Here is a 26302-nt window from a genome sequence, read left to right as displayed (position 1 = left end):
ATGGTGTCACGGGTGGGCGGCCAGTTCGCGCACCGACGCGACGGCCTCGTCCAGCTGCTCCTCCGTCACGAAGTAGTGCGGCGAAGCGCGGACGATCGTGTCCAACCCGCGGCGGGTCATGTCGTACTGCGTCGACGTCGTGCCCGACACGCTCACCGTGATGTGGTGGGCGCGCAGCCGGTCGCGGACCTCCGCCGCCACCACGCCGGCGACCGTGAACGTGACCAACCCGCACCGCCGTGTGCCGAGGTCGTGGACGGTCACGCCCGGCACGTCGGCCAGCCCGCGCCGCAGGTACTCACCGCGGGACGCGACCGTCGACTCGATGTTCGCCAGCCCCAAGTCCAGCGCGTACCGGAACGCCGCGACCAACCCAAGGCGGTCCGCGACGCTCGACTCCCACAGCTCGAACACCCGCGCATCGGACCGCAGCGAGAACCGGTCCGGCGCCTCCCACGTCCCGCTGTGCAGATCGACCTGCCGCGGCACCAGCCGGTCCCGGATGCGCTTGCGCACCACCAGGAAGCCCGTCCCGCGCGGACCCCGCAGCCACTTCCGGCCGCTGCCCGTGACGATGTCCGCGTCGAGACCCGCCAGGTCCACCTGCCCCGCGGACTGGCACGCGTCCAGCAGCACGATCGCGTCCGTCGCACGCGCCGCGGCGATCACGTCCGCCGCCGGGTTCACCAGGCCGCCGTTCGTCGGGACGTGCACCAGCGAGATCAGCCGGACGCGTTCGTCCAGCATCGAGCGCAGTGCCGCCACGTCCACGGCCCCCGACGCGTCCGACGGGACCGGCTCCACGGTCGCGCCGACCTCCGCTGCCCGGCGCAGCAACGGGACGGCGTTCCCGCCGTACTCCGCCTCCGTCGACAGCACGCGGTCGCCCGCGGCCAGTGGGATGGCGTCGAAAGCCGCCAGCCAGGATCTTGTGGCGCTGTCCGTGAACGCCACCTCGTCCGGTGCACAGCCCAGCGCCCTGGCCAGCACCGCATAGCCCTCGTCGAGGTCCTCCGCGCGTTCCTCCGCCGCTCGGTAGCCGCCCACCTCCGCCTCGCGGCGCAGGTGGTTCACCACCTCGTCCAGGACCTGCACGGGCGGCAGCGACGAACCGGCGCTGTCGAGGAAGACGCCGCGGTGGGTGCCGGGCGTGTCGGCACGGATCGCGTGGAGGTCGATCACCGTGGGGTCCACTCCTCGAGGTTCCACCAGGCCCCCCACGTGAAGTCCGCGCCGGACGCGTCGACGACCGGCACGTAACCGTCCCAGCTCTCACGCATCACGTACGTGTGGTTCGGCGCCACCAGCACCACCATGCCCGGCGCGGTCACCCATGCCCGCTGGAACTTGCGGTACGCGGTCGCCCGCTCCGCCGGGTCGGTCGCGGTGCGGCCGGTCACGAGGGCCCCGTCGACGGTCGCGTCGTGATAGCCGCCGAGCGCGGAGCCGCTGTGCACCAGCGGGTACAGCCTCGGGTCCGGGTCGAACGGGTCACCGAACCGCACGACCGCTGGGCCGGGCCCGCTGGTGGTCACGGCCTCCGGCGTCACCTCGACGCCGACGGCGAGCGCGTTCTCGGCGAACGACCGCGCCAGCGCGGCGGACACCGAGTCACCGGCCGGATACCGCAGGGTGAACCGCGCGGGCACGCCGTTCTTCGTCCGCACCCCCGCCGTGCCCGGCAGCCAACCGCCCGCGGACAACGCGTCGAGCGCGGTGGTCACGTCGAACTCGAAGGTGGCGTCCGGGTCGACGAACTCGGCCAGCACGTGCGGCATCGGCGTGTACGCGACCCGTGCCTTCGTGGCCACCGCCTCCTCGACCATGGTCCTGCGGTCGACGGCGTGGTTCAGCGCGAGCCGCATCGCCGGGTCGCCGGTCACCGGGTTGTCGGTGGGCAGCACGACGGCCCGCACGTCGGCGGCGCTGTGGTAGGCCACCATCATGCCGTCGGCCTCCTCGAACCCGGCGGCGAGTGGCGGCGGCAGCGCGGCGCCGTCGAGCTTGCCGTCGCGCAGGCGGTCGGCGCGGGCCTTGTCGTCGGGGATGAACTCGACGGTCACCTTCTCGATGGCGGGCGGGTCGTTCCAGTAGGTCTCGTTGGCCGCGAGCACCATCCGCTCGCCGCGCGTCCACGACTCCAGCTCGTACGGCCCGGTACCGACGGGCTCCCGGGTGGTCACCGACTCGCTCGACACGACACCGAGCACGAGCAGCTCGGGGAACGGCGCGTACGGCGCGGTCAGATCGAACCGCACGGTGGCCGGGTTGACCGCGGTGACGCCCTTCAGCATGGCGAACCGTTGGCGCAGCGGCGACTTCCGCTTCGGGTCGAGCACCGCGCGGTAGGTGGCGACGACGTCCTGCGCCTCTAGCGGCGACCCGTCGCTGAACGTGACACCCGACCGCAGACGCACCGTCCACGACCGACCGTCGGCGCTCGGTTCCGGCAGCCCGGTCGCGAGCGCGGGCCGCAGCGACAGGTCGGCCTGGTGCTCGACGAGCCCGTCGTACAACTTCGCGGCGCCGTGCTCCGCGAACCCGGACAGCGGGTTCACGTCGGCGGGCTCGTCGGCCACGGCGATCACCATGGCGGTGCCGTCCGGGTCGCCGGAAGCCGGTGGCGCCGGGTCGCCGGTGCAGGCGCCCGCGAGTGCGGCCGCGAGCAACGGCACGAGGAGACGCGACTTCTGACGCACGAGGCCCGACCCTAGCCGGGCGGCCTATCCTCGCGTGGAGGGATCAGACATTCTCACACCAGGAGGTCGGTCGCCGTGCGTGTCGCGTTGAGCCAGATCACGTCCGCTCCGTCGCCGTCGGCGAACCTCGAACTGGTGGCGGCACAGGTGAAGACCGCGGCCGCCGACGGCGCGTCCGTCGTCCTGTTCCCGGAGGCGACGATGGCGTGTTTCGGCACGTCACTGGGCCCGATCGCGGAACCGCTCGACGGCCCGTGGGCGTCGGCGGTGCGCGACATCGCGAGCGAGCACGACGTGCTCGTGGTGGCGGGGATGTTCACGCCGTCGCCGGACGGGCGGGTGTTCAACACGCTCCTGGCCACGAGCCGTGCGCACCACGTGGGCTACGACAAGATCCACCTCTACGACGCGTTCGGTTTCCAGGAGTCGCGGACCGTCGCTCCCGGTGACGATCTGGTTGTACTGGGCGACATCGGTCTGGCGACGTGTTACGACGTGCGGTTCCCCGGCGTGTTCACCGGGCTCGCGGACGAGGGCACGTCGGTGGTGCTGCTGGGCGCGTCGTGGGGTGCCGGGCCGGGCAAGCGGGAGCAGTGGGAGCTGCTCGTGCGGGCTCGGGCGCTGGACTCGACGTGCTGGGTCGTGGCGTGCGGGCAGGCCGACCCCGGTGTGCCGTCGAAGGCGCCGACCGGCATCGGGCACAGCCTCGTCGCGGCGCCGGACGGGTCGGTGTTCGCGTCGGCCGGCGCGGACCCGGAGCTGCTGGTGGTGGACCTCGACCTGGACCGGGTCGCGCGGGTGCGCGAGAACATCCCGGTGCTGGCGAACCGACGGCTCTAGCGCGGGATCGCGACGATCCGGGCGCCGCGCGACGGGACGAGCGTGATGTTGCGGGGCTTCGGGAACTCGGCGTGGTCGCTCGCCGGGCGGATGTCGTAGCGGGTCAGGGCTTCCTTCAGCACCGCGACCGCTTCCTGCAGCGAGAAGCCCGCGCCGATGCAGCGGCGCACCCCGCCGCCGAACGGAATCCACGTACCCGACTCCGGTGGCTTGCCGAGGAACCGGCCGGGCCGGAAGTCGTCCGGTTCGTTGTGGACGGTCGCGTCGCGGTGCACGAGTGAGATGCTCGGTGCGACGACGGTGCCCGCGGGCAGCCGGTAGCCCGCCAGCTCGACCGGCTCGGTCAGCACACGCGCCACGTTCTGGATCACCGGGCGGCGACGCATGGCCTCCTTCGCCACGGCCTCCAGATAGGTGTCGTCGCCGTCGTCGGCGGCGCGCTGTGCGGTACGCAGGATGTCGGGGCGACGCGCGAGTTCGTGGAAGGACCAGGCGAGCGCGGTCGCGGTGGTCTCGTGGCCCGCCAGCAGCAGGGTGATCATCTGGTCGCGCAGTTCGACGTCGGTCAGCTCGTCGCCCGCCGCGGTGAGCAGGCGGGACAGCACGTCGTCGCGTTCAGACAGGTCACCGACCGCGCGGCGGTCGGCGATCTCCGCGTACAGCAGCCGGTCCGCGGCGTGCAGGTTGTCCCAGTTGCGGCGCCAGAAGGCGAACCGGCGCAGCCGCGGGTAGCTCCAGCCGAGCACGGTGAGCGGGCCGATCTCGGAGATGCGGCGCAGCCGCGGCCGCAGCCGCGCCAGCCGTGGCCCGTCGGCCATGCCGAACACGACCCGCAGGATGATCTCCAGCGTGACCGCGTTCATGCGCGGGTGCACGGCGAACGGCGTGCCGACGGGCCAACGTTCGACGTCGGTCACGGCCAGCCCGGTCATGAGGTCGCGGTAGCCGCGCAGGGCGGCGCCGTTGAACGCGGGCATCAGCAGCTTGCGGGCCCGCAGGTGCTCGTCCTCGTCGGTGGTGAGCAGCGAGTGCCTGCCCATGACCGGTGCCAGCAGCCCGTTGCCCTCACCGGCGTGGAAGACGGTCGGCGCACCCGCGAAGACCTGGCGGATGTGCTCCGGTCGACTCAGCGTGACGATGGTCCGGCCGCCCGCGACGCGGGACGTGAACACCTCGCCGTAGCGGCGGCGCCAGCGCGCGTGGATCTGACGGCGGAAGGCCAGGAACAGGATCGTCTGGACCAGCGTGGGCAGGTCCGACCCGGGCGGCAGGGCGGTTGCGGAACGTGCCTCGACCGTGGCCATGCCCATTTTATACGCGCGTATAGATCGGCGGCACAAGTACGATCATCCGGTGGGCCACCGGGAACAGCTGCTCGCCGCCGCACGGCAACTGCTGGAGGACAAGGGATACGCGCACATCACCGCGCGTGACCTCGTCGCCGCGTCGGGCACGAACCTGGCCTCGATCGGATACCACTTCGGCTCGAAGGCGGGCCTCCTGAACACGGCGCTGGGTGAACTGTTCGAGGAGTGGGCGCGGCAGCTGGCGGAGATCGCACTGGCCGACCCACACGCGTCGCCGATGGAACGGGCGCACCGAACGTGGGCGGCGTTCCTCGAACACGTCGGCGGACGGCGGGCACTGCTGGTGTCGTTCGTGGAGGCGATGGCGCAGGCGGACCGCTCCCCGGATCTGCGCGAGCAGTTGGCGGGGACGTACCGCAACGTACGCACGGCAGCGAGCCGCATCATCGCCGACGCACTGTCGACCACCCCCGACGACCCACGCTGCGCCGCGGTGGCGAGCTGGGTGATGGCGGTGTGCGACGGCTTGGCCATGCAGTGGCTGCTCGACCCGGCCGCCGCACCGCGTGGCGAGGATTTGTTGCGCGGTCTCGCCGATCTGCGCGCGCTGTCCGGCTGAGAGTCCTGGGCTGTGACAGTGTGTGCCGGCCCAGCCGGTGCCGCGTCCACGCGGATGACCGAGCATGATCATTGGTGCTTGTGGGACGTTGAGCCCGAATCCGCCGATGATCAGGCTCGGTTGTGTACGGGCGGTTTGGGTTTCCCTCCGGGGGGTCCTCGCCGGACGGGCTGATCTCGGGGAGGGGGCTTCACGGTTCGGGCTTGTTGAGATTGGCGAGGATGGGTGTGCCTGCCCTCCCGTCGACCTCCCTCCGGGCTATCACACCGCGTCAAGGGGCCGGTGTTTCGGGCACGGGGTGCTTTCGGCTGGCCCCTTGACCCGGTGTGATCGGGCTTCGCCAGGTCGACGGGAGGGCAGGCAGGCCGTCTTTGTGGGCTTGCGCCCGGCCTGCTTGGGGGCCTTGCCCGCTTCGCGGGGTCTCGGGCGCTGCGCGCCCGGCCGGAGGATGCCCCGAAGGGGCCTTTCGGGACACTCAACGTCCTGAGGGACGCTTTCGGGACACTCAACGTCCCGGATCGACCGGTGATCAAGGTCGGCCGTGTACGAGCCTGGCCCGCTGCGCGGGCCGGGCGGTGCTGTGAAAGGCGCATTACCGGCGCTCAGTGCTGCGAAAGCGCCCTTCGCGGCACCCGGCGATGCCGCGAACGCGCCTTTCACAACACGGCGCCCGGCGGATGCCCGCCGGGCGCTGCGCGCCCGCCCGCGAAACGGACCCCGCCCACACGCAAGCCCACAAAGACGGCCTGCCTGCCCTTGCCAAATCTCCCACAGCCGAAATCGTGCCCTGCCCTCCCCGAGATCTGCCGTCCGGCGAGGACACCACCCACAACGGGGCCCGTCACGGCTCACCGCAGATCCAGCCCCAGGTCGAGCGCGGGCGCCGAGTGCGTCAGCGCGCCCACCGCCAGGAAGTCCACCCCCGTCTCCGCGTACACGCGCGCGTCGGCGATCTTCAGCCCGCCCGACACCTCGAGCTTCGTCGACGCGCCGACGTCCGCGACCCGACGAACAGCGGTCACACAGTGCTCGGGGGTGAAGTTGTCCAGCAGCACCAGCTCCGCCTTCTCCGCGAGCGCCTCGTCCAACTGGTCCAGACTGTCGACCTCCACCTCGCACGGCAGGTCCGGCGCCCGGTCGCGGGCCGCGCGCAACGCGGCCACCACCGAACCCGCGGCCGCGACGTGGTTGTCCTTGATCAGCACGGCATCGCCCAGGCCCAGGCGGTGGTTGACGCCACCACCGCAGCGGACCGCGTACTTCTCCAGCAGGCGCAGGCCCGGCAGCGTCTTGCGGGAGTCGCGGATCGCCACGCCGGTACCCGCCACCGCCTCGACCCACGCCGCGGTCGCGGTCGCCACGCCCGACAGGTGGCACAGCAGGTTCAGCGCCGTGCGTTCCGCCGTGAGCAGGCGCCGGACCGGAGCGCGGACCACCAGCACGTCGTCGCCGGGGCGGACACGCGCGCCGTCCGCCATGGTGGACAGCACCTCGTAGTCGCCGATCACCTCGTCGAACACCGCGCGTACCGCCGGGATCCCCGCCACGGTCCCGAAGGCGCGCGGGGCGATCGTCGCCGTCGCGACCGCGTCCTCGGGCACCGTCGCCTCGGTGGTCGCGTCCGGACCGTACCGCAGGTCCTCGTCCAGCGCGGTCCTCACCACGCGCATGAGGTCCTCGTGGTCGATGCTCATGCCGCTCCCCTCGCCATCGCGGGTTCCGGGATCATCGGCTGGCCCGACGGGGTGAGCCGCACCGTCAGGCTGCGGGCCCATTCCGGCTCGGTGGCAGGGAAATCGTCGCGCACGTGGCAGCCGCGGGACTCCTCGCGGGCGGCGGCCGCGGCGATCAGCGCGCGTGCCGTCAACGTCAGCGCCGCGTCCTCCACGAGCTCACGTGTCGACAGTGGACGGTCCACAGCGGACACGTCGAGCACGGAGCCGACCACCGCGAGGCCTTCCGCGTCGCGGCCGATCGCGGCGTAGCGGCTCATCACGCGCTGCAGTGTGTCGCGGTCGGCGACCGGCGCGGTCGGCACCGGCCGGCACGCCGCCAGCCGCCGCTCCGCCGGCACGCCCAGCGCCAGGTCGGCCGCGACCGACTCCGCCGCACGCGCGCCGACCACGAGCCCCTCCAGCAAACTGTTGGACGCCAACCGGTTCGCGCCGTGCAGGCCGGTCCGTGCCACCTCCCCCGCGGCGTAGAGGCCGGGCACCGCCGTTCGTCCGTCCACAGTGGTCACCACGCCGCCGCACGAGAAGTGCGCGGCCGGGGCGACCGGGATCGGCGCCACCGACGGGTCGACGCCGACCGAAAGGCACGCCGCCAGCACGGTCGGGAACCGGCGCCGGAACTCCGCCGCGGACAGGTGCGTCGCGTCCAGGTACACGTGGTCGTCGCCGAGCGCCGCCATACGGCGGGTGATCGCCGCCGACACCACGTCCCGCGGCGCCAGGTCCTCCTGCGGGTGCACCCCGGCCATGACGCGGTCGCCCCGCGCGTCGACCAGCACCGCGCCCTCGCCGCGCACGGCCTCGGTCACGAGCGGGCACCGCCCGCGCGCGCCGGAACCGGTGAACAGCACGGTGGGGTGGAACTGCACGAACTCCAGGTCCGCGACCGGCGCACCGGACCGCAGCGCGATCGCGATGCCGTCGGCCGTCGCGACGGACGGGTTCGACGTCGCCTGGTACAGCTGCCCGAGCCCGCCGGTGGCGAGCAGAACCGCCGGTGCCACGAGGATGCCCGGCACCCCGTTCGCGTCGAGGACCAGCAGCCCGGCGACCTCACCGGCCGGGGTGCGCAGCGTGTCGACGGCCGTGTGGTGCTCGAGCATCGGCACGCGCCCGTCCCGCGAGGCCGCGAGCAGCGCCCGCTCGACCTCGGCACCGGTGGCGTCGCCGCCCGCGTGGACCACGCGGAACGCGGTGTGCCCGCCCTCGCGGGTCCGCGCCAGGCGGTCGCCCTCGCGGTCGAACTCCGCGCCGAGTCCCCACAGCCGGGCGACGGCCGCCGGGCCCGCCCCGATGATCCGGGACGTGGCCACGGGGTCGCACAGGCCGACCCCGGCCACGAGCGTGTCGTCGACGTGCCGCGCCACCGAGTCGGCCTCGACGTCGCCCAGCACGACCGCGACACCGCCCTGCGCCCAGCGCGTGTTGCCGCCGTCGGCCGCGTCCTTCGTGACGACGAGGACGGAAAGGCCCAGCTCACGGGCACGCAGCGCGGCGGTCAGCCCGGCAACGCCGGTGCCGACCACCACGAGGTCGGCGCTCGCCTCCCAGTGTGGGTTGGCAGTCACTCGCCACCGCCGGGCTTGCCGATCTCGATCATCCGCTGCACGGCGCCGCGCGCGCGGGCCGCGGTCTCGGCGTCCACGTGCACCTCGTCCTTGTTCTCGCGCAGCGCGCGGAGCAGTGCGGCCGGGGTGATCATCTTCATGTACCGGCAGGACGCGCGGTCGTTCACGGCGTTGAACTCGATCTCTGGCGCGGCGCGGCGCAGCTGGTGCAGCATGCCGACCTCGGTCGCCACGAGCACCGACTTCGCCGACGTGGCACGGGCCTGCGTGACCATGTCGCCGGTCGAGAGGATCTTGACCTGCGCGCTCGGCACGATGCCCTCACCCGCGAGGTAGAGCGCGGAGGTGGCGCAGCCGCACTCGGGGTGGATGAACAGGTCCGCGTCGGGGTTCGCCGCGGCCCGCTCGGCCAGCTCGGGACCGTTGATGCCGGCGTGCACGTGGCACTCGCCCGCCCAGATGTGCAGGTTCTCCCGGCCCGTCTCACGCTTGACGTGCGCGCCGAGGAACTGGTCCGGGAGGAAGAGGACCTCCTGGTCGGCGGGGATCGAGGCGACCACGTCGACGGCGTTGGAGGAGGTGCAGCAGATGTCGGTCTCGGCCTTCACGTCCGCGGTCGTGTTCACGTAGGACACGACGACCGCGCCGGGGTGCTCGGCCTTCCACGCGCGCAGCTGGTCCGCGGTGATGGAGTCGGCCAGCGAGCAGCCCGCCCGCGCGTCCGGGATGAGGACGGTCTTCTCGGGCGCCAGGATCTTCGCGGTCTCCGCCATGAAGTGGACACCGCAGAAGATGATCGTGGACGCGTCGCTGGCGGCGGCGATGCGGCTCAGCGCGAGCGAGTCGCCGGTGTGGTCGGCGATGTCCTGGATCTCCGGCAGCTGGTAGTTGTGCGCGAGCAGTACGGCGTCGCGCTCCTTCGCGAGCCTGCGCACCTCGTCGCGCCACGCGGCGTCCGGCTCCACCCCCGTGAACGGCGCCAGGTCTTCGGTGAACGTTGCGGCCACTGATCCCTCCTTGGGCTACGGTCCGCCTGTCCGTTTCCTCTCCCGAGGTTTTCGCCTTAGGATCGAAAACATGCCCAATGCTACCACCGCGTTAACCGTGTCCGACCACGAAGTGCTGGCCGCGGTGCTCCAGGTGCGAGCGGGATCACTCCAGGTCCTGCTCTGGGAACGCGCTCAGGAACCGCACGCGCACCGATGGTCACTGCCGGGCGGACGGCTCGGGTCGACCGAGGACGTGGAGTCCTCGATCCGCCGCCAGCTCGAGGAGAAGGTCGACGTGCGGCAGTTGTCGCACGTAGAGCAGCTCGCGGTGTTCAGCGCGCCGGACCGGGTGCCGGGTGAGCGGGTGATCGCGTCGGCGTTCCTCGGGCTCGTCCCCTCCGACGGCGACCCGGCGCTGCCGTCGGACACGGCGTGGCACCCGGTGGACGCGCTCCCCCGCACCGCGTTCGACCACGAGTCCATCGTTCGTCGAGCGCGGGACCGGCTGCGGGCGAAACTGTCGTACACGAACCTGGGTTTCGCGCTGGCGCCGCCGACGTTCACGATCTCCGCGCTGCGCGCCCTGTACTCGGCCGCGCTCGGGTACCGCGTCTCGGCGACGAACCTCCAGCGGGTGCTGTCGCGGCGCGGTCTGCTCGAACCGACCGGTGACACAGCGCAACCAGGAAAAGCGGGCGGCCGCCCGGCCGCGTTGTTCCGGTTCACCCAGCGGGGCATCGAGGTCACGGACCCGTTCGCAGTCCTCCGTCCGCCGAACCAAGCGAGAGGTGGCGCGGCAACCTAACCTTGGGTCCGTGCCCACGGGTCCGACATCACCGCCGCCTCCGCCGACGCCTCCGTTGACGCCGCTGCCACTGCCGCTGTTCCCGCTGCAGACGGTGCTGTTGCCCGGGGTCACCCTGCCGCTGCACGTCTTCGAACCCAGGTACCGGCAGCTGACCGTCGACCTGATCACCGGCACCGTGCCGGAGAAGCGCTTCGGGGTCGTCGCGCTCGCACCGTCGGCCGGGGTCGAAGTGACGTCACTCGAACAGCTGAAACCAATCGGGTGCGCGGCCATCCTGCGCCAGGCGGCACGGCTGCCGGACGGGCGCTTCGACATCGTCACCCTCGGCGAGCACCGGTTCCGGCTGCTGTCCGTGGACCCCGAGGCGGCGCCGTACCTGATGGGCACGGTCGAGTGGCTGCCGGACGCGCCCGCGATGATCCCCGGGCAGCGGATGCCCGACGACACGGTCGTGGCGCTGGTCGCGTCGGCGAGGGCGGCGTACCGGCGGTACTGCCAGGCGGCGTGGAAGCAGGGCGACTGGACCGAACCCGCCGAGGACGTCGACGTGGCGTCGTTGGCACACCTGCTCGCCACGGACTGCCTGCTGCCGCTGGAGGACCGGCAGCGCATCCTGGAGGAGACGCGGCCGCTGCACCGGCTGCGTCTGGTGACCCGGCTGCTGAGCCGTGAGGCGGGCATCCTGGCGACGCTGCACGCGATCCCCGCTCCCCCAGCGGACCTGCACCAGCAGGCGATCGAGAACTGACCCTACGGGACGAAATCCTCGACGTAGTGCTTCAGCTCGCCGAGGAGGACGGCCACCGTGGGCTCGACGTGGCTGTCGACCGTGGTCACCTCGGATCCGTATTCCTCGTCAGGCACGACTACCACGCGCTCGCAACCGCCGTAGTCGGTGCTGTACACCGTGAACTGTCTCAACAACTCGCCTGTCGCTGCCTCGATGACGCTGAAGTAGTAGGACACAGTCTCGTGGACCACGGTTCGGCCACCGTGGTAGCGACAGGTCTCCTTCGGCAGTTTCGTCGACCCGGTTTCACAGACGACGAGCTGGATGTCGTCGGTCGAACTCGCCCGCCAGCTCCCGGGAAGCTCACTCGACAGTTCGCCCGCGTGGTGCTGGGGCCTGGATTCGTCACGGAGCATGAGGACGGGATGCGGGCCGTCGCCCCGATATGGCGCCACGTCCTCGTGGTACGGACCGCGATCCTCTTGGCGCAACGAGCAGTAGGCGCTGTCCGTGTACATCCCGCGAGGATCGACGATGGAGAACACCGCCACACCGAGCACCGCCACGGTGCAGGCCACGCCGACGATCAACGCGATCTTCGCCCCGAAGGACTGCGTGCCGCCCACCGATCCCCCTGCCCGAGTCAGTCAGACGTGCACTCTCGCCCCGCCGGGCCGGGACCGGTCCCGGCGCGTGCTCAGGTCCGCCAGCCGGGACCGACGCCGAGGTGACGACCGTCCCCGTGCGGGAGGCATCGCGCGGCTGGCGCGCGGCTTCATGACCGCGAGCAGCAGGTACGGGGTGATCGCGCACGCACGCAAGAACGAGCTGGACCGCAAGCTCGCCGGTCCGGTGCGGGAACTGCTGGCACGCGGCGTCGCCGACGGCACACTGCGCGCAGACGTGCCGGTGGAGATCCAGTTCGAGATGTTCACCGGGCTGCTGGAACGGGTGCTCCGGCTCGTCGCGGCCGGGCAGATCGGCACCGAGCAGGCCGGTGCCGCGATCACCGCCGTGTTCCTCGACGGGACAGCCCTGCGTCAGCCGAGGCGGCGGCCCAGGTCGTCCATGCCGTTCATGGCGGCGAGCACGCCGTACACCAGCGCGGTCGTGAGCGGCCACAACAGGATCGCCCACGCCGACTCGATCGACGGCGGCACCGACACGATGTCCAGCGGCTTCACCGAAGCGGGCGCGGGCCAGCGGCCGTCCGCCCACGCCTTGCCGACCGACATCGCGAGCCAGCCGCCCAGCGCACCACCGGCCGTGGCGGCCACCATGACCACCGGGCCACGGCGTTCCCGCAGGAACCAGACGGCGACGGCCGCCACCACCCCCGCCGCGACGCACAACAGCATGAAGATCACGAGCCCGTCGAAGCGGTGGTAGCTCTCGTCGATCAGGTTCGCCGGCTTCCCGTCCTGGGTGATGACCTGCCGCTGTGGCGGCGCGAGACGCGACCACAGCCAGCCGACGGCCAGTCCCAGCAGCGCGACCGTGGACAGCACGCTGACCGACGGCAGCAGGTCACGTTTGACCACGACGTGTGGCACCGGCGGACGCCACGCGTACGCCGGGGGCGGGAAGATCGGGTACTCGGGCCCCCGGTGCGGCGCTGCCTGCTCCCCGACCGGTTGTTCCGACACTCCGACCTCCCGCTAGTCCTGCCCCGGACCGGTACGGCCCGTAGCGAAAAGACTAGTACCCAGCGTCTACCGACGAGCGCTCACCGTGTCGGCTGCAGCGCGCCGACCACCCCGAGGGCGTGACCTGCACGATCATGCGCCGCGCGCACTCGGGGCAGAACCGCGGTGGGTCGAGGGCCGCCTGGGCCCCCGAGCACCGCGGGTGATCGCCGTCGTCCAGCGGTTTCCCGCAGTGGACGCAGAAGGCCGGGGTCTCGCTCACAGGTGCTCGCTCAGCGCCTTCACCGGCATCTTCAGCTCCGCCAGCATGTCGAGGTCCTGCTGCGCGGGCCGACCGAGGTTGGTGAGGTAGTTGCCGACGATGATCGCGTTGATGCCGCCCAGCATGCCCTGCTCGGCGCCGAGGTCACCGAGCGTGAGCTCACGGCCGCCCGCGAAGCGCAGGATCGTGCGCGGCAGCGCGAGGCGGAACGCGGCGATGGTGCGCAGCGCGTCCTTGCCCTCGACGATCTCGTAGTTCTCGTAGGGCGTGCCCGGCTGCGGGATCAGGAAGTTCATCGGGACCTCGTGCGGGTCCAGCTCGCCGAGCTGGGCGGCGAACTCGGCGCGCTGCTCGACGCTCTCCCCCATGCCGATGATGCCGCCGCAGCACACCTCCATACCGGCCGCGTGGACCATCTTCAGCGTGTCCCAGCGCTCCTCCCACGAGTGCGTGGTGACGACGCTCGGGAAGTGCGAACGGGCGGTCTCGAGGTTGTGGTTGTAGCGGTGCACACCCATCTCGACCAGCTCGTCGACCTGCTCCTGCGTGAGCATGCCCAGCGAGCAGGCGATCTGGATGTCGTTGCCGTCCTCGCGGATGGCCCTGATGCCGTCCCGCACCTGCGAGAGCAGGCGCTTGTCCGGCCCGCGCACGGCGGCGACGATGCAGAACTCGCTGGCGCCGGTCGCCGCGGTCTCCCGCGCGGCCTTGACCAGGCCCGGGATGTCCAGCCACGCCGAGCGCACCGGGGAGGGGAACTGCCCGGACTGCGAGCAGAAGTGGCAGTCCTCCGGGCAGCCGCCGGTCTTGAGGCTCACGATGCCCTCGACCTCGACCTCCGGCCCGCACCAGCGCATCCGCACCTCGTGGGCGAGTGCGAGCAGCTCCGGGATCCGGTCGTCGGGCAGGCGCAGGATCTCCAGGATCTGCTCCTCGCCCAGGCCGACACCGCGTTCGAGGACCTGCTCCCTGGCGGCGGCGATGGGGTCGGTCACCGACTCTGTCCCGGTCCGTTCGGCAGCTGCGGTCACGGTGCCTCCATGTTCGTCGAGCGCGTTGATCCGCCCCAGTGTGCCTGACCACCCCGGCCACCGGACGCGATGTATGTCACGCGTGCGAGCCGCGCTCAAGCGCGAGTACTCATCGACGCCTTCCGCCACCTGGGCAGGAGGGCAAAGGTGCCGGTGTACGTGAACCTCGACGTGCCGAGGTCGCCGGGCTAGGCGGCGTGCTCGGCCGCGAAGCCGCCGGCGTCGAACTCGCCACCCAGTTCGGGGGCGAGCGAGCGGATCGCCATGTCCAGGAACTTCGGCCTGGTCAGCTCGCCCGCACCGGCCGGGATGGCGCCCACCAGCGGCGCGTCCGCGGCCACCGGCAGGTCGTCGAGGTTGGACCGCGCGGCGAGGTCGGGCTCGGCGGGCCACGAACCCACCACGACACCGGCGCACTCGATGCCGCGACGGCGCAACGCCTCGGCGGTCAGCGCTGTCTCGTTGAGGGTGCCGAGGCCCGCGTTGGCGACGATCAGCACCGGCGCGGCGGCGGACCAGGCGACGTCGGCGAGGGTGCCGCCCTGGTCGTCCATGCGCACCAGCAGCCCGCCCGCGCCCTCGACCAGCACGAGGTCGTGTCCGCGGGACAGCTCGACGGCGGCCGCGGCGGCCTGCTTGGGGGTGACCGGCATGATGCCCGCGCGGCGCGCGGCCGTCGCGGGGGCCAGCGGGTCGGGGAAGCGCGCGAGCTCCCAGGTGGTGACGTCGTCGCCGGCGAGGCGCGTGACCTCGTCGACATCCCCGGGTTCACCCGGCTCGAGCCCCGTCTGCGCCGGTTTCAGCACCGCCACGCTGCGCCGTTTGTACAGCGCCAACGCGGCGACGGCCGCCGTGACGACGGTCTTCCCGACACCGGTACCGGTTCCCGTGAGCACCATGAAACTCACGGGGCGTCAGGCTAGTCCCACCCGCTCGCACCGACCTCAACCGCCCCTGCCGATACGGTCGCTGGATGGAGTGGCACTACGCCCTGACCGCGGGCGACGTCCTGTGGGGACACGGCACCGGCCTGGACGGCTTCTTCGAGGGCGACGAGCAGGTGGTCCTGTGTGGGCTGGCCCTGCGCGGTGCGGTGGCCGACCAGCTGGAACGGATCGGGTCGCGCCGCGCTTTCCGTGGTGCCGCGCGACTGTCGCTGCTCGACGCGGCCGGTGTACCTGTCGGCAGGTACGCGTTGACCGGCTTCTCCCCGGTGGCCGCACGGATGACGCCGGGGCGGCCCGGGCTGGTGGACCTGACCGTCCGAGCGGGTCGCGTCGTCGAGCCGGGCGCCGCGGCGGTGTGGGAGCTGGTGCGCACCGGGCGGCTCGACCGGCCGGGGTTGTGGCGGGCGTACGGGCGGCGGGCGTGGCTGTCGGTGGCGCTCAACCGTCGCGTCCACGGGCCGGCGGGCCCGCTCGACGGTCGCGACCTCGTGGACGTGGACGCCGTGTACTGCGCGCTCGGGGAGGCGGTGAACGGGCCGGGCGGGTACTACGGGTGGAACCTGGACGCGGTGGCCGACTGCCTGCGCGGCGGGTTCGGAGCGGTGCCGCCGTTCACGCTGGAGTGGCGCGATGCCGACGTGGCGAGGGCGCGGGTGCCGGAGTTCGCGGCGGTGGTGTCGGTGCTGCGGGAGGGCGGCGTGGACGTGCACCTTCGGTGAGCCTCCGGCCCCCGGTTTCCAGCCTACGGCACGGTACCGACGACGATCGGCCGCGCGAGCGGAGTTGTCCACAGCGGACGGTGTGGTCCACAGGCTGAGCCGAATCCGGTGCCTGCCACGGTTTCCTGTCGGTGGGTTGCCGTAGCGTGGTTCGAGGGGGCCGGCGGCCACGCCACGATCACGCCACGGCCGCCGCCGCGAGCACGCCCCTCGTGATACTCGCCAGGTCCGCGGACTCCGTGACGTACGGCGGCATCGTGTAGATCAGGTCCCGGAACGGGCGCAGCCACACCCCTTCGGCCACCACCGCCTCCGTCGCGGCCGCCATGTCGACGTGGTGGTCGAGCTGCACCACCCCGATCGCACCCAGCACGCGGACGTCCAGCACCCCCGGCATCGACCGCGCCGGAGCCAGCCCCGCCACCAGCTCCGCCTCGATGCGCTTCACCGTGGCCTGCCAGTCCTGGGACAGCAGCAGCTCCACCGACGCGTTCGCGACCGCCGACGACAACGGGTTGCCCATGAACGTCGGTCCGTGCGCCAGCACCGGGACCTCGCCCCGGGAGATGCCGTCGGCCACCGCCGGGGTGCACAGCGTCGCGCCCATCGACAGGTAGCCACCGGTCAGCGCCTTGCCGACGCACATGATGTCCGGCGCCACCGACGCCTGGTCCGCCGCGAACAACGTGCCCGTGCGACCGAATCCGGTCGCGATCTCGTCGAAGATCAGCAGCACGTCGTGCGCGAGGGTCAGCTCACGCAGCACGTGCAGGTAACGCGGGTCGTGGAAGCGCATGCCGCCCGCACCCTGCACCACCGGCTCCACGATCACCGCGGCCAGTTCGTCCGCATGGGACTCCACCACCGCCGCCAGGTGCGCCACGTAGTCGTGCTCGAACGCCGAGGGCGGCGCGTCCGCGAACACCTGCGCGGGCAGCACACCCCGCCACAGGCTGTGCATGCCACCGTCCGGGTCGCACACGCTCATCGGGTGGAACGTGTCGCCGTGGTACCCGCCGCGCCACGTCATCAACCGGCGCTTCTCCGGCCTGCCCAGCGACCGCCAGTGCTGCAGCGCCATCTTCACCGCGACCTCGACCGACACCGAACCGGAGTCGCAGAGGAACACGTGCTCGAGCGACCCCGGCGTGATCTCCGCCAGGGTGGTCGCGAGCCGTACCGCCGGTTCGTGCGTGAGACCGCCGAACATGACGTGGCTCATCCGGCCCGCCTGGTCGCTCAAGGCCTTGTCCAGCACGGGATTGCGGTACCCGTGGACCGCCGCCCACCACGACGACATGCCGTCGACCAGTTCGCGCCCGTCCGCGAGCCGCAGCCGCACGCCCGACGCCGACTCGACCACGAGCGGGTCGATCCTGCCCGGCATGGGGCCGTACGGGTGCCACACGTGCGCGCGGTCGAGCGCGACCAGATCCTCCGTCACCCCTGGAGGCTAGCCCGCCGGTCCCCGGCCGAGTGCGCTGAAGGGGTCCATCAGCACGTCAGGTCACCTGCAGGACGATCTTGCCCTGTGCCCGGCCGGTCTCGCCGCGTTCGTGGGCCTTCGCGGCGTCGGCCAGCGGGAAGACCGAGTCGATCGCGACCGTCAGCCTGCCCGTCTCCACCAGGTCGACCAGCGCGAGCATGCCCGCGTGGTCCGGTTCGACCAGCAGGAAGTCCTCGCCGGGGGTGAGCGCGATGTAGGTGCCGCCGGGGCGCAGCAGCGGGCGGGACCGCGGCGCGTAGTCGCCGCCGATGGTGTCGAGCACGACGTCCAGGTCGCCGGTCGCGGCGGTGAAGTCGGTCGTCGTGTAGTCGATCACCTCGTCGGCGCCGAGTCCGCGCACGAAGTCGTGCTTGGCCGCGCTGGCGGTGCCGATGACGTACGCGCCGCGTGCCTTGGCGATCTGCACGGCGACGTGCCCGACACCGCCCGCGGCCGCGTGGATCAGCACCCGTTGCCCTGCCCGCAGGTTCGCGAAGTCCACAAGGGACTGCCACGCGGTCAGCCCGACCAGCGGCAGCCCCGCCGCGGTGACGTGGTCGAGGCGCGCGGGCTTGCGCGTGAAGTGCCGGGGCGGCGCGACCACGTACTCGGCGTAGGCGCCAGGGTGCTTCGGGAACAGCGGCATGCCGAACACCTCGTCGCCGGGCGCGTACATCCGCACGCCGGGCCCGACGGCCTCGACCACGCCGGACACGTCGTAGCCGGGGACGAACGGGCCCGCGCCGCCGCGAGCGCGCCCTTTCCAGTCGGTGGGGTTGACGCCCGCGGCGTGCACCCGCACGAGGACCTCGACCGGACCTGGTTCCGGCCGGTCCACCTCGACCTCTTCGAGTACTTCGGGGCCGCCCGCTCGCTTCGCCATGATCGCTCGCATGACTCCATCCTGTCCCCGGGGTCGATGAACAGCCAGTGGCCCGGAGGCCATGATGTGACAAGATCGGGCCATGCACCGGGTCGCTGTTCTGGCGCTCGACGGGGTCATCCCGTTCGAGCTGAGCATCCCGTCGCGGATCTTCGGCACCGCGACCACCGACGACGGCAGGCCGCTGTACGAGATCGTGACGTGCACGGTCGACGGCGGCCCGGTACGGACGGCGGCGGACTTCGCGATCAGCGTCGACCACGACGCGTCGGTGCTGGCGACCGCGGACACGGTGGTGATCCCGTCGCCGACCAGCGAGGCGTGCCTGGCGAAGACCCTGCCCGCCGAGGTCGAGGCGGCGCTGGCGTCGGTGCGGCCGGGGACGCGGATGGTGTCGATCTGCCTGGGCGCGTACGTGCTGGGCGCCGCGGGCCTGCTCGATGAGCGGCCCGCGACGACGCACTGGCTGCACTCGGAGCTGTTCCGGTCGACGTTCCCGCGGGTGCGGATGAACGAGGACGTGCTGTTCGTCGACGACGGCGACGTGCTGACGTCGGCGGGCGCGGCGGCCGGGGTGGACCTGTGCCTGCACATCGTGCGCCGGGACCACGGCAGCGCGATCGCGAACGTGGTCGCACGAAGGTGCGTGGTGCCCCCGTGGCGCGACGGCGGGCAGGCACAGTACGTGAGCCGCCCGGTGCGGGAACCGACGACGGCGACGACCGCCGGCGCACGGGAGTGGGCACTGAGCAGGCTCGGCGAGGTGGTGGCGTTGGACGAGTGGGCGGCACGCGCGGGAATGAGCAGGCGCACGTTCACCCGGCGGTTCCGCGACGAGGTGGGGATGAGCCCCGGCCAGTGGCTGATGCGGCAACGGGTCGAGCTGGCGCGGGACCTGCTGGAGACGACGGAGCTGGCGGTGGACGTCGTGGCCGACAAGGCAGGTTTCGGCACAGCGGCGGCGATGCGCCACCACGTGCGGGCGGTGCTGGGCACGTCGCCCATGAGCTACCGGCGCACGTTCCAGACACGGTGAGGGAAGAAGTGAGATAGTGCCGGATTTTGCGGCAGATGTTGTACTGACCATGCCAGTACAGGATGGTCAGTACAACATTCACACAAGCAGTGGAACCGAACTGATCTGGCCCGACACCAACGACGGCTTGTTCGTTGGAGATGATTCGTGGGTCGCAATACTGTGCGGAACTGACTGGGGTCGTGTCACGCTGAGTCTGCGTCATCTCGATGGCCCCCCGCGCAGCCCACACGCCGAGTGGGAAATGGTTGCGGAACGGAGCCTCGACTGCGCCAACGGCACATTGACTTTCCAGGCACTGTACAGCAATGAATCGTCGAAGGCTGTGCAATTGCCAGAGGGTTGGGTGAGGCTCCGCGTCATGGTTCGCAACCGAATGGCAGCCGCGGAGGCACACGCGGAAAACACCGCCCCCGTTGAAGAACACAGAGTCGAGTACTGGGCTGTCGAAAACTATCAAGAACCTACGATCGTGCGCGGTCCGGACGCTTACGGCGCGAGGCGTCTAGGACCGAGCGCTTAGTTCGAACCCGACTGGTGCTCTCGCCTACGGCACGGGACCGACGCTTCAGGGCAAGATCAGGATCGCGTCGCCCACCGGGCGCTCGCCTGCCGCGTCCGACGGCTTGTTGATCACCTGGTCGTTCGCGACCATCGTCGTCGATCCGCCGCCGTCCAGGTTGATCGCGTCGCGCATGCCCAGCGCCTGTGCCACCGCGGCACTTTCCGCGATCGACAGGCCCAGGCTCGTGGTGCTCCGACCGTCGATCGTCGCCAGCAGGACACGGCCTTGCCGGTCGACACCGGCGATCGTGCGCGGGTTCCGCTTGTGGACCCAGCCGTAGTAGAAGCTCGGGTCGTTCGGACGCACCATGCCGTCGGTGGCCGGGGTTGCGTGCTGACGGCCGTCGCGAACCAGTTCCGGGCCGCCGTTCAGGACGTAGTCGCCGGTGGTGCCACGCAGCGTGCTCGTGATCGTGAGCCGTGACCCGAACGTGCGCAGTATGTCGGCCTTGTCGCCGGTGCCCTGGATCGCACGACTGCCGGGCGCCAGCGGCCCACCCCGCGGTTCACGCACGTCGGTGACCCGGTTCTTGTCGTCGACCACCAGCTCCACCCCCGGCCCCGCGGGCGTGGCGACGCCGTAGTCGCTCGTGAACAGCACCGCTTCGTCCGGGTCGGTGCACGTGGTGTCGTGCAGCGGCCGGTCCGTCGGCCGGTCACCGACGCCGCCACAGTTGCGGATCAGCCCGGGCACCCGGTTGACCCCGTCCAACCCGAGCACGCGGTGTCCACTCCGGACAGTCCCAGTCCACGTGTGCCGGGCGACGCCTGCGTCCTCCCCGTCCGCGGAGAACACGAACGCGGGCCGCCCGTTGGTGGCCTCGCTCAGCAACCGGTCGGCGTAGACGCCCACCCCGGCCGGGTCACCGGGCGCACCTGCGGCGGGGTCGAGCACGAAGAACCCGGCGTTCACCGCGGCCGTCGCACCCCTGGCCGCGGCGAGCGCGCTGGTGGTCTCGCGCAGCTCCAGGTCGGGACCGAAGTCACCGACGAGATCACCCCGGAACCGGCGCGGATCGATCGTCAACACCCGCACCTCCCACGGCCCGCGGTCGGCACGCTCCCCGTCCCAGCCCGTGAAAACGGTGGACGCGCTGAACTTCGCGGCCCGGATCGCGGCGCGCTCGGCGTCGGCGTCCGCCTTGACGGGAAAGTCGCCGACCCGGACCCGGAAACCGAGGACGCCACCGGCGAAGTCGGCCACCCGCGGCGTGACGACCTCCTCGACCCGCGGCGCGAAACCGGCCGCGGTCAGCGAGTCGGCGAGAGCGTCCGCGTGCGCGCGGTCGGCGAGCGCCGTCGGCGGCGTGTCGGGGTCGGGCGAGCCGCTCCCACCGGGGATGGCGACCTCGACCGTCCAGGTGGTGGCCGGATCGGCCGCGCCCCGGACGATCGTGGTCAACGTGACCCCGGGCTGGAGCGTCTGGACCGAACGGGTCTCGGGCAGGTCAGCCGGTCCCAACGGCAAACCCGCGCCGCGCGCCACGGCGTGCGGCGCCTGCAGGGTGGCGGCGAGCAGGGCAACTCCGGCCAGGACGGCCGACTTCCTCGTCCACATAGGCGTTTCCGTTCTGCGTCTGCGGTTCGCGGGACAACCTATCCCCCGATCCGCGGCAGACCGCTGAACTGGGAACGTTCACAGGTTGAACAGTGGACGCACCCGGCCGATCACGCGTCGACGGCGACTCCCGGGATGGCCTTGATCTCGCCCAGGAACGCCGGAGTGACCTTGATCGGGTAGTCGTCCAGCGCGAGGGTGATGCCGTTCTCCTTGTGCGCGAACCTGAGGTGCACCGGGGTGTCGCCGCGGTGGGCGGACAGGGTGTTCTTCAGTTCGCCCACCACCTCGTCGTTCAGCCTGCCCGGGTTGCACAGGAGGATGAACGGAGTCTCCTCCTCCGCGGCGGCCAGGTCCGCGTCGGTGAAGTCGAGCGGGATCAGACCCGAGCCGAAGACGGACATCTTGTCTTCTCTCCAGTTGACCCGGCCCTTCACCGCCACCGCGGCGTCCTCCACCAGGTCCTGGGACAGGACCGAGTAGCTCTTCGCGAAGAACAGCACCTCGATCGAGGCGTCCAGGTCCTCGATCGTGCAGATGCACCACGGTTCGCCCTGCTTGTTCACCCGGCGTTCCATCGCGGAGATCATGCCCGACAGGACGATCTCGCCTTCCTTGGGCGGGTTGTCCAGAATCTCCGCGATCGGCTTCGGTGCGTGTTTGCGCAGGAGGCGTTCCGCGCCGTCCAGCGGGTGGGCCGACACGTACAGACCCAGCATCTCCCGTTCATACGCCAGGAGCTGCTTGCGAGGCCACTCGTCCGGGGTGAACTTCAGATGGGCCAGCGGACTGGAATCGCTCGACTCGGCGGCCGACTCGTCGTCACCGAAGCCGAACAGGTCGAACTGGCCCATGGCCTCCTGGCGCTTCAGGCCCACCACCGCTTCGACGGCTTCTTCGTGCGCCTGCACCAGGGACAGCCGGGTGTGCCCCAGTGAGTCGAACGCGCCCGCCTTCACCAGCGACTCGATCACACGCTTGTTGCAGACCACCAGCTCCGACTTGTCGAGGAAGTCGGTGAAGCTCTTGTAGTTGCCCTTCGCCTCACGGGTCTTGATGACCGACTCGACCACGTTCGCGCCGACGTTGCGGACCGCGCCGAGACCGAAGCGGATGTCGGTGCCGACCGCGGCGAACCGCAGGCCCGACTCGTTGACGTCCGGCGGCAGCACCTTGATGCCCGCGCGGCGGCACTCGGACAGGTAGACCGCCGACTTGTCCTTGTTGTCGGCCACCGACGTCAGCAGCGCGGCCATGTACTCGGCCGGGTAGTTCGCCTTCAGGTACGCCGTCCAGTACGACACCAGGCCGTACGCGGCCGCGTGCGACTTGTTGAACGCGTAACCAGCGAACGGGAGGATCGTGTCCCACAACGCCTTGATCGCCGCATCCGAGAAACCGCCCGGACGCAGGTCACTGGCCTTCATGCCCGCCTCGAAGCGCGTGAACTCCTCCGCGAGGACCTCGGCCTTCTTCTTACCCATGGCCTTGCGGAGCACGTCCGCCTGTCCCATGGAGTAGCCCGCGACCTTCTGGGCGATGAACATGATCTGCTCTTGGTAGACGATCAGGCCGTACGTCTCCGAGAGGATGTCCTTGAGCGGCTCCTCCAGCTCGGGGTGGATCGGCTTGATCTGCTGCCGCTTGTTCTTGCGGTCGGCGTAGTCGTTGTGCGCGTTCATGCCCATCGGACCCGGGCGGTACAGCGCGCCGACCGCGACGATGTCCTCGAACCCGGTCGGCTGCATGCGCCGCAGCAGGTCACGCATGGGACCACCGTCCAGCTGGAACACGCCGAGCGTGTCACCGCGGGACAGCAATTGGTAGGTGTTCTTGTCCTCCAGGTGGAGCCGGTCGAGGTCGATGTCCTCGCCCCGGTTGGACTTGATGTTGTCGATCGCGTCGCCGATGACCGTCAGGTTCCGCAGGCCGAGGAAGTCCATCTTCAGCAGGCCGATGGCCTCGCACGACGGGTAGTCCCAGCCGGTGATGATCGAGCCGTCGTCGCGCTGCCACAGCGGGATCGACTCCATCAGCGGGCTCTTCGAGAGGATGACCGCACAGGCGTGCACACCCGCGTTGCGGATCAGGCCTTCCAGGCCACGCGCGGTCTCGAAGATCTTGCCGACCTCGGTGTCGGTCTCGATCAGCGTGCGGACCTCGGCGGCCTCGGCGTACCGCTCGTGCTTCGGGTCGACGATGCCGGACAGCGGGATGTCCTTCGCCATGATCGGCGGCGGCAGCGCCTTCGAGATCCGGTCGGCGATCGAGAAGCCGGGCTGGCCGTGCAGGACGCGGGCCGAGTCCTTGAGGGCGGCCTTGGTCTTGATGGTGCCGAACGTGATGACCTGGGCGACCTTGTCGGCGCCGTACTTGTCCGTGGCGTAGGTGATCATCTCGCCACGCCTGCGGTCGTCGAAGTCGATGTCGATGTCGGGCATGGCGGTGCGCTCGGGGTTGAGGAACCGCTCGAACAGCAGGCCGTGCGGGATCGGGTCCAGGTTCGTGATGCCCAGCGCGTACGCGACCAGCGACCCCGCAGCCGAACCACGGCCCGGACCGACCCGGATGCCGATCTCGCGGGCGTGCCGCACCAGGTCGGCGACGACGAGGAAGTACGCGGGGAAGCCCTTCTGGGTGATGACGCCCAGCTCGAACTCGGCGCGCTCGACGTACCCGTCGGGGATGGCCTCGGGGAACCGCCAGTTCAGGCCGCGCATGACCTCCTTGTGCAGCCAGCTGGCCTGGTCCTCGCCCTCCGGCACGTCGAACACGGGCATCCGGTCGACGTGTGCCCAGATCTCGTCGTAGGACTCCACCCGCTCGGCGATCAGCAGCGTCGCGTCGGCGGCGCCGGGGACCTCCTTGTCCCAGTACTCGCGCATCTCGGCCGCGGACTTCAGGTAGTAGCCGTCGCCGTCGAACTTGAACCGGTTCGGGTCCGACAGGGTCTTGCCCGACTGCACACACAGCAGCGCCGCGTGCGCCTCGGCCTGGTCCTTCGTCACGTAGTGCGAGTCGTTGGTGGCCAGCGGCTGCAGGTTCAGCTGCTTGCCGATCATCAGCAGGCCCTCGCGCACCGACCGTTCGATGGGCAGCCCGTGGTCCATCAGCTCGAGGAAGAAGTTCCCCGCGCCGAAGATGTCCTTGTAGTCGGACGCGGCCTGGATGGCCTCAGCGGTCTGCCCGAGCCGCAGCCGGGTCTGGACCTCCCCGGACGGGCACCCGGTGGTGGCGATGATGCCCTCGGCGTACTCGGAGATCAGCTCGCGATCGCAGTTGTGCACCGCGAAGTCGGTGACGTAGGAGTGGTCGTCCTCGACCTCGATGTTGAACGTCGGGCCCGAGTACGGCTTGCGCTGCACGTCGAGCACGGGCTTGTAGACGAACTCGTCGTCCGACAACGTCCGCCGATACCTACGCTCGCCGTACGGGGAGAAGTTCGCCCGATAGCTTGGCGCATGGTTCTCGTTGTCGTCCGGCTGGCAGTACGTGCTGGCGAAGTCGGCGTTGAGGCGCGCGGCGAGAGTTCGCATCTGCCAGTGCAGCTGGACCGACGTCTGCTCGATGCTGATGACCTCGGGCCTGGTCTGCGACCCGTCTCCGGCCAGCCCGCCCTCGAACACCCCGCGCATGAACTCTTCCGGGGCGTCGAACACGAACTCGGGCATGTGCTTGTTGGCGGCACCCTTGCCGCAGAGGGAGCTGAGCAGCTGCACGAGCAGTGTGGAGCTGACCGACACCGAGATGCCGTGATAGTCGGGGCGATCACCCCGACCGCGCACGACGGTCTCCTTGCCGGTGTACTTCTCGACCATCTTCGTGCAGAAGTCGGCGAGATCGCGCTCGTTCTCGTGCAGGTACCACGAGACCGTGTGATCGCGGTCGACTCCGCCTTCTGCGATGTAGAGCCCGAGAAAGTACCCGAAGTCGTAGTCGAGTTCGATCTCGTCCTGCAACGTCCCGTAGTGCCTGGTGGGGCCCATGTCACGGCGTTCGGCTACCCGGAAGTACCGGTAGGGTTCACCCTCGAGCGGTGTCCAGCGGACGTGCTCCGCCGTCCGGATCGACGTCACCGGTTCCGCATCCGAGCGCACCCTCGGCATGCACACCCAGCTGTTCCAGTAGTCGGCCATCTCACGCGTCCCGGTTCCCGGCCGGCCGGCGACGATGTCCCGCGCCTCGACCCAGGACCTGACGCCGTTCCGGTGCCGGATCAGGACCGGATGTTCGCCGGTCATCCACGTGACACGGTTGTAGCGGTTGTTGAGCTGAACGCCGTAGATGTCGCCGTCGTGGTGGTTGCGCATCACCTCGACGACCCGCCGGAAACGCCCACGGTGGGTGAGCACCTCGTCGCCGACGTGGACCTCCTCGATCCGCTTCATGCCACCCCTGGTCATGATCTCCTGACCGGGCAGCAAGCATCTCGGCTTGCGATATTGACCTTCCATGCTCGCCCGCGACGACAGGGTGAACAGGTTGCGGAGGCCGGTCGCGTTGCCCGCGAGCATGGTCATGTGCGTGTACGCACCGCCACCGGAGACGTCGCCGCCCTCGCCGAGCTCGTCACTGCTGCGCTGCCGCGCCTCGCCCCAGAAGATCGGCTTCTTGTGGTAGCGGCTGGCGGGCGCGATGTAGGCCTCGATGCCGATGATCGGCTTGATCCCGGCCTTGCGCGACTCCTGGTAGAACTGGTCGGCGCCGTACATGTTGCCGTGGTCGGTCATGCCGACGGCGGGCATGTCGAGGCGCTTGGCCTCGGCGAACAGCGGCGCGACCTTGGCGGCGCCGTCGAGCATCGAGTACTCGGTGTGCACATGGAGATGAACGAACGAATCAGCCGCCACGAGGCACCACCCTACGACGGGTCGACG

Annotated in this window: 21 protein-coding genes; 6 read left to right on the top strand and 15 right to left on the bottom strand. The window is 70.8% G+C overall.

From position 1 onward, the window contains the following. Nucleotides 1–6: 6 nt before the first annotated feature. Together ACIBVP_RS24045 and ACIBVP_RS24040 are read right to left on the bottom strand one after the other, a co-directional pair. Nucleotides 7–1182 (bottom strand): aminotransferase class V-fold PLP-dependent enzyme, encoded by a 1176-nt coding sequence (locus ACIBVP_RS24045; protein ID WP_396108505.1) that lies wholly within the window; start codon nt 1180–1182, stop codon nt 7–9. Continuing rightward, nucleotides 1179–2699, bottom strand: a complete 1521-nt coding sequence (locus ACIBVP_RS24040) for an ABC transporter substrate-binding protein (RefSeq protein ID WP_396108504.1) — start codon at nt 2697–2699, stop codon at nt 1179–1181. Before ACIBVP_RS24040 ends, ACIBVP_RS24045 begins: the two co-directional genes overlap by 4 nt. 75 nt (nt 2700–2774) lie before the next feature. Between ACIBVP_RS24040 and ACIBVP_RS24035 the strand changes: the two genes are divergently transcribed. Continuing rightward, nucleotides 2775–3539, top strand: coding sequence for a carbon-nitrogen hydrolase family protein (locus tag ACIBVP_RS24035; protein WP_396108503.1), 765 nt, complete (start codon nt 2775–2777; stop codon nt 3537–3539). On the opposite strand, the gene ACIBVP_RS24030 is transcribed toward ACIBVP_RS24035, so the two are convergent. Continuing rightward, entirely contained in the window at nt 3536–4843 is a 1308-nt protein-coding gene (locus ACIBVP_RS24030) for a cytochrome P450 (protein WP_396108502.1), read from the bottom strand. The two genes, ACIBVP_RS24035 and ACIBVP_RS24030, sit on opposite strands and share 4 nt — an antisense overlap. A gap of 49 nt (nt 4844–4892) precedes the next feature. Here ACIBVP_RS24030 and ACIBVP_RS24025 point away from each other — a divergent pair, with 49 nt between their 5' ends. Further along, nucleotides 4893–5465, top strand: a complete 573-nt coding sequence (locus ACIBVP_RS24025) for a TetR/AcrR family transcriptional regulator (RefSeq protein WP_396108501.1) — start codon at nt 4893–4895, stop codon at nt 5463–5465. A gap of 848 nt (nt 5466–6313) precedes the next feature. On the opposite strand, the gene nadC is transcribed toward ACIBVP_RS24025, so the two are convergent. From nadC to nadA, 3 genes are read right to left on the bottom strand one after another with little or no spacing between them, the layout of a single operon-like run. After that, nucleotides 6314–7159 (bottom strand): carboxylating nicotinate-nucleotide diphosphorylase, encoded by an 846-nt coding sequence (nadC, locus tag ACIBVP_RS24020; protein ID WP_396108500.1) that lies wholly within the window; start codon nt 7157–7159, stop codon nt 6314–6316. Further along, the gene (locus ACIBVP_RS24015; protein WP_396108499.1) at nt 7156–8766 is read right to left on the bottom strand and encodes an L-aspartate oxidase; all 1611 of its coding nucleotides are present in this window, start codon (nt 8764–8766) and stop codon (nt 7156–7158) included. The genes nadC and ACIBVP_RS24015 overlap by 4 nt, the downstream gene beginning before the upstream one ends. Beyond that, on the bottom strand, nt 8763–9773 hold the full coding sequence (gene nadA / locus ACIBVP_RS24010) for a quinolinate synthase NadA (protein ID WP_396108498.1): 1011 nt from the start codon (nt 9771–9773) through the stop codon (nt 8763–8765). The genes ACIBVP_RS24015 and nadA overlap by 4 nt, the downstream gene beginning before the upstream one ends. A gap of 70 nt (nt 9774–9843) precedes the next feature. Here nadA and ACIBVP_RS24005 point away from each other — a divergent pair, with 70 nt between their 5' ends. After that, entirely contained in the window at nt 9844–10560 is a 717-nt protein-coding gene (locus ACIBVP_RS24005; RefSeq protein ID WP_396108497.1) for an NUDIX hydrolase, read from the top strand. A 10-nt stretch (nt 10561–10570) separates the two neighbouring features. Next, entirely contained in the window at nt 10571–11311 is a 741-nt protein-coding gene (locus tag ACIBVP_RS24000; RefSeq protein ID WP_396108495.1) for an LON peptidase substrate-binding domain-containing protein, read from the top strand. Nucleotides 11312–11313: 2 nt separating this feature from the next. Here ACIBVP_RS24000 and ACIBVP_RS23995 read toward each other — a convergent pair whose 3' ends face one another. From ACIBVP_RS23995 to bioD, 5 genes are all read right to left on the bottom strand, one after another. Beyond that, nucleotides 11314–11919 carry a hypothetical protein gene (locus ACIBVP_RS23995; protein WP_396108494.1) on the bottom strand — a complete coding sequence of 202 codons (606 nt, stop codon included), beginning with the start codon at nt 11917–11919 and terminating at the stop codon, nt 11314–11316. 21 nt (nt 11920–11940) lie between these two features. Beyond that, nucleotides 11941–12303 carry a hypothetical protein gene (locus tag ACIBVP_RS23990; RefSeq protein ID WP_396108493.1) on the bottom strand — a complete coding sequence of 121 codons (363 nt, stop codon included), beginning with the start codon at nt 12301–12303 and terminating at the stop codon, nt 11941–11943. Nucleotides 12304–12333: 30 nt separating this feature from the next. Then, nucleotides 12334–12939 (bottom strand): DUF2567 domain-containing protein, encoded by a 606-nt coding sequence (locus ACIBVP_RS23985; RefSeq protein WP_396108492.1) that lies wholly within the window; start codon nt 12937–12939, stop codon nt 12334–12336. 258 nt (nt 12940–13197) lie between these two features. After that, nucleotides 13198–14232, bottom strand: a complete 1035-nt coding sequence (gene bioB / locus ACIBVP_RS23980) for a biotin synthase BioB (RefSeq protein ID WP_396108491.1) — start codon at nt 14230–14232, stop codon at nt 13198–13200. A gap of 188 nt (nt 14233–14420) precedes the next feature. Continuing rightward, on the bottom strand, nt 14421–15140 hold the full coding sequence (gene bioD, locus ACIBVP_RS23975) for a dethiobiotin synthase (RefSeq protein ID WP_396108489.1): 720 nt from the start codon (nt 15138–15140) through the stop codon (nt 14421–14423). 65 nt (nt 15141–15205) lie between these two features. Between bioD and ACIBVP_RS23970 the strand changes: the two genes are divergently transcribed. Then, on the top strand, nt 15206–15898 hold the full coding sequence (locus tag ACIBVP_RS23970) for a barstar family protein (RefSeq protein WP_396108488.1): 693 nt from the start codon (nt 15206–15208) through the stop codon (nt 15896–15898). A 178-nt stretch (nt 15899–16076) separates the two neighbouring features. Here ACIBVP_RS23970 and ACIBVP_RS23965 read toward each other — a convergent pair whose 3' ends face one another. Further along, nucleotides 16077–17342, bottom strand: a complete 1266-nt coding sequence (locus ACIBVP_RS23965; protein WP_396108487.1) for an adenosylmethionine--8-amino-7-oxononanoate transaminase — start codon at nt 17340–17342, stop codon at nt 16077–16079. 58 nt (nt 17343–17400) lie between these two features. Further along, nucleotides 17401–18279: an NADP-dependent oxidoreductase gene (locus ACIBVP_RS23960; protein WP_396108486.1), complete on the bottom strand. Its 879-nt coding sequence runs from the start codon at nt 18277–18279 to the stop codon at nt 17401–17403. A 70-nt stretch (nt 18280–18349) separates the two neighbouring features. Here ACIBVP_RS23960 and ACIBVP_RS23955 point away from each other — a divergent pair, with 70 nt between their 5' ends. Beyond that, nucleotides 18350–19303, top strand: coding sequence for a GlxA family transcriptional regulator (locus ACIBVP_RS23955; protein ID WP_396108485.1), 954 nt, complete (start codon nt 18350–18352; stop codon nt 19301–19303). 568 nt (nt 19304–19871) lie between these two features. Here the strand turns inward: ACIBVP_RS23955 and ACIBVP_RS23950 are convergent. Both ACIBVP_RS23950 and dnaE read right to left on the bottom strand, forming a co-directional pair. Beyond that, nucleotides 19872–21425 carry a phosphodiester glycosidase family protein gene (locus ACIBVP_RS23950; RefSeq protein ID WP_396108484.1) on the bottom strand — a complete coding sequence of 518 codons (1554 nt, stop codon included), beginning with the start codon at nt 21423–21425 and terminating at the stop codon, nt 19872–19874. A gap of 110 nt (nt 21426–21535) precedes the next feature. Next, nucleotides 21536–26275: a DNA polymerase III subunit alpha gene (gene dnaE / locus ACIBVP_RS23945; RefSeq protein WP_396108482.1), complete on the bottom strand. Its 4740-nt coding sequence runs from the start codon at nt 26273–26275 to the stop codon at nt 21536–21538. Nucleotides 26276–26302: the final 27 nt, after the last annotated feature.

The sequence above is a fragment of the Actinophytocola sp. NPDC049390 genome (genome assembly GCF_044466355.1).
GTDB lineage: Bacteria > Actinomycetota > Actinomycetes > Mycobacteriales > Pseudonocardiaceae > Actinophytocola.
The sequence above is the reverse complement of the archived record's forward strand: the minus strand, read 5'-3'. Positions and strand labels throughout refer to the sequence as shown.

Bases quoted from the DNA above. Each gene is read 5' to 3' on its own strand.
- ACIBVP_RS24030 (WP_396108502.1), bottom strand. From the start codon at position 4,843: ATGGCCACGGTCGAGGCACGTTCCGCAACCGCCCTGCCGCCCGGGTCG.
- nadC (WP_396108500.1), bottom strand. From the start codon at position 7,159: ATGAGCATCGACCACGAGGACCTCATGCGCGTGGTGAGGACCGCGCTG.
- ACIBVP_RS24005 (WP_396108497.1), top strand. From the start codon at position 9,844: ATGCCCAATGCTACCACCGCGTTAACCGTGTCCGACCACGAAGTGCTG.
- ACIBVP_RS23970 (WP_396108488.1), top strand. From the start codon at position 15,206: ATGGAGTGGCACTACGCCCTGACCGCGGGCGACGTCCTGTGGGGACAC.
- ACIBVP_RS23960 (WP_396108486.1), bottom strand. From the start codon at position 18,279: ATGCGAGCGATCATGGCGAAGCGAGCGGGCGGCCCCGAAGTACTCGAA.
- ACIBVP_RS23955 (WP_396108485.1), top strand. From the start codon at position 18,350: ATGCACCGGGTCGCTGTTCTGGCGCTCGACGGGGTCATCCCGTTCGAG.
- ACIBVP_RS23950 (WP_396108484.1), bottom strand. From the start codon at position 21,425: ATGTGGACGAGGAAGTCGGCCGTCCTGGCCGGAGTTGCCCTGCTCGCC.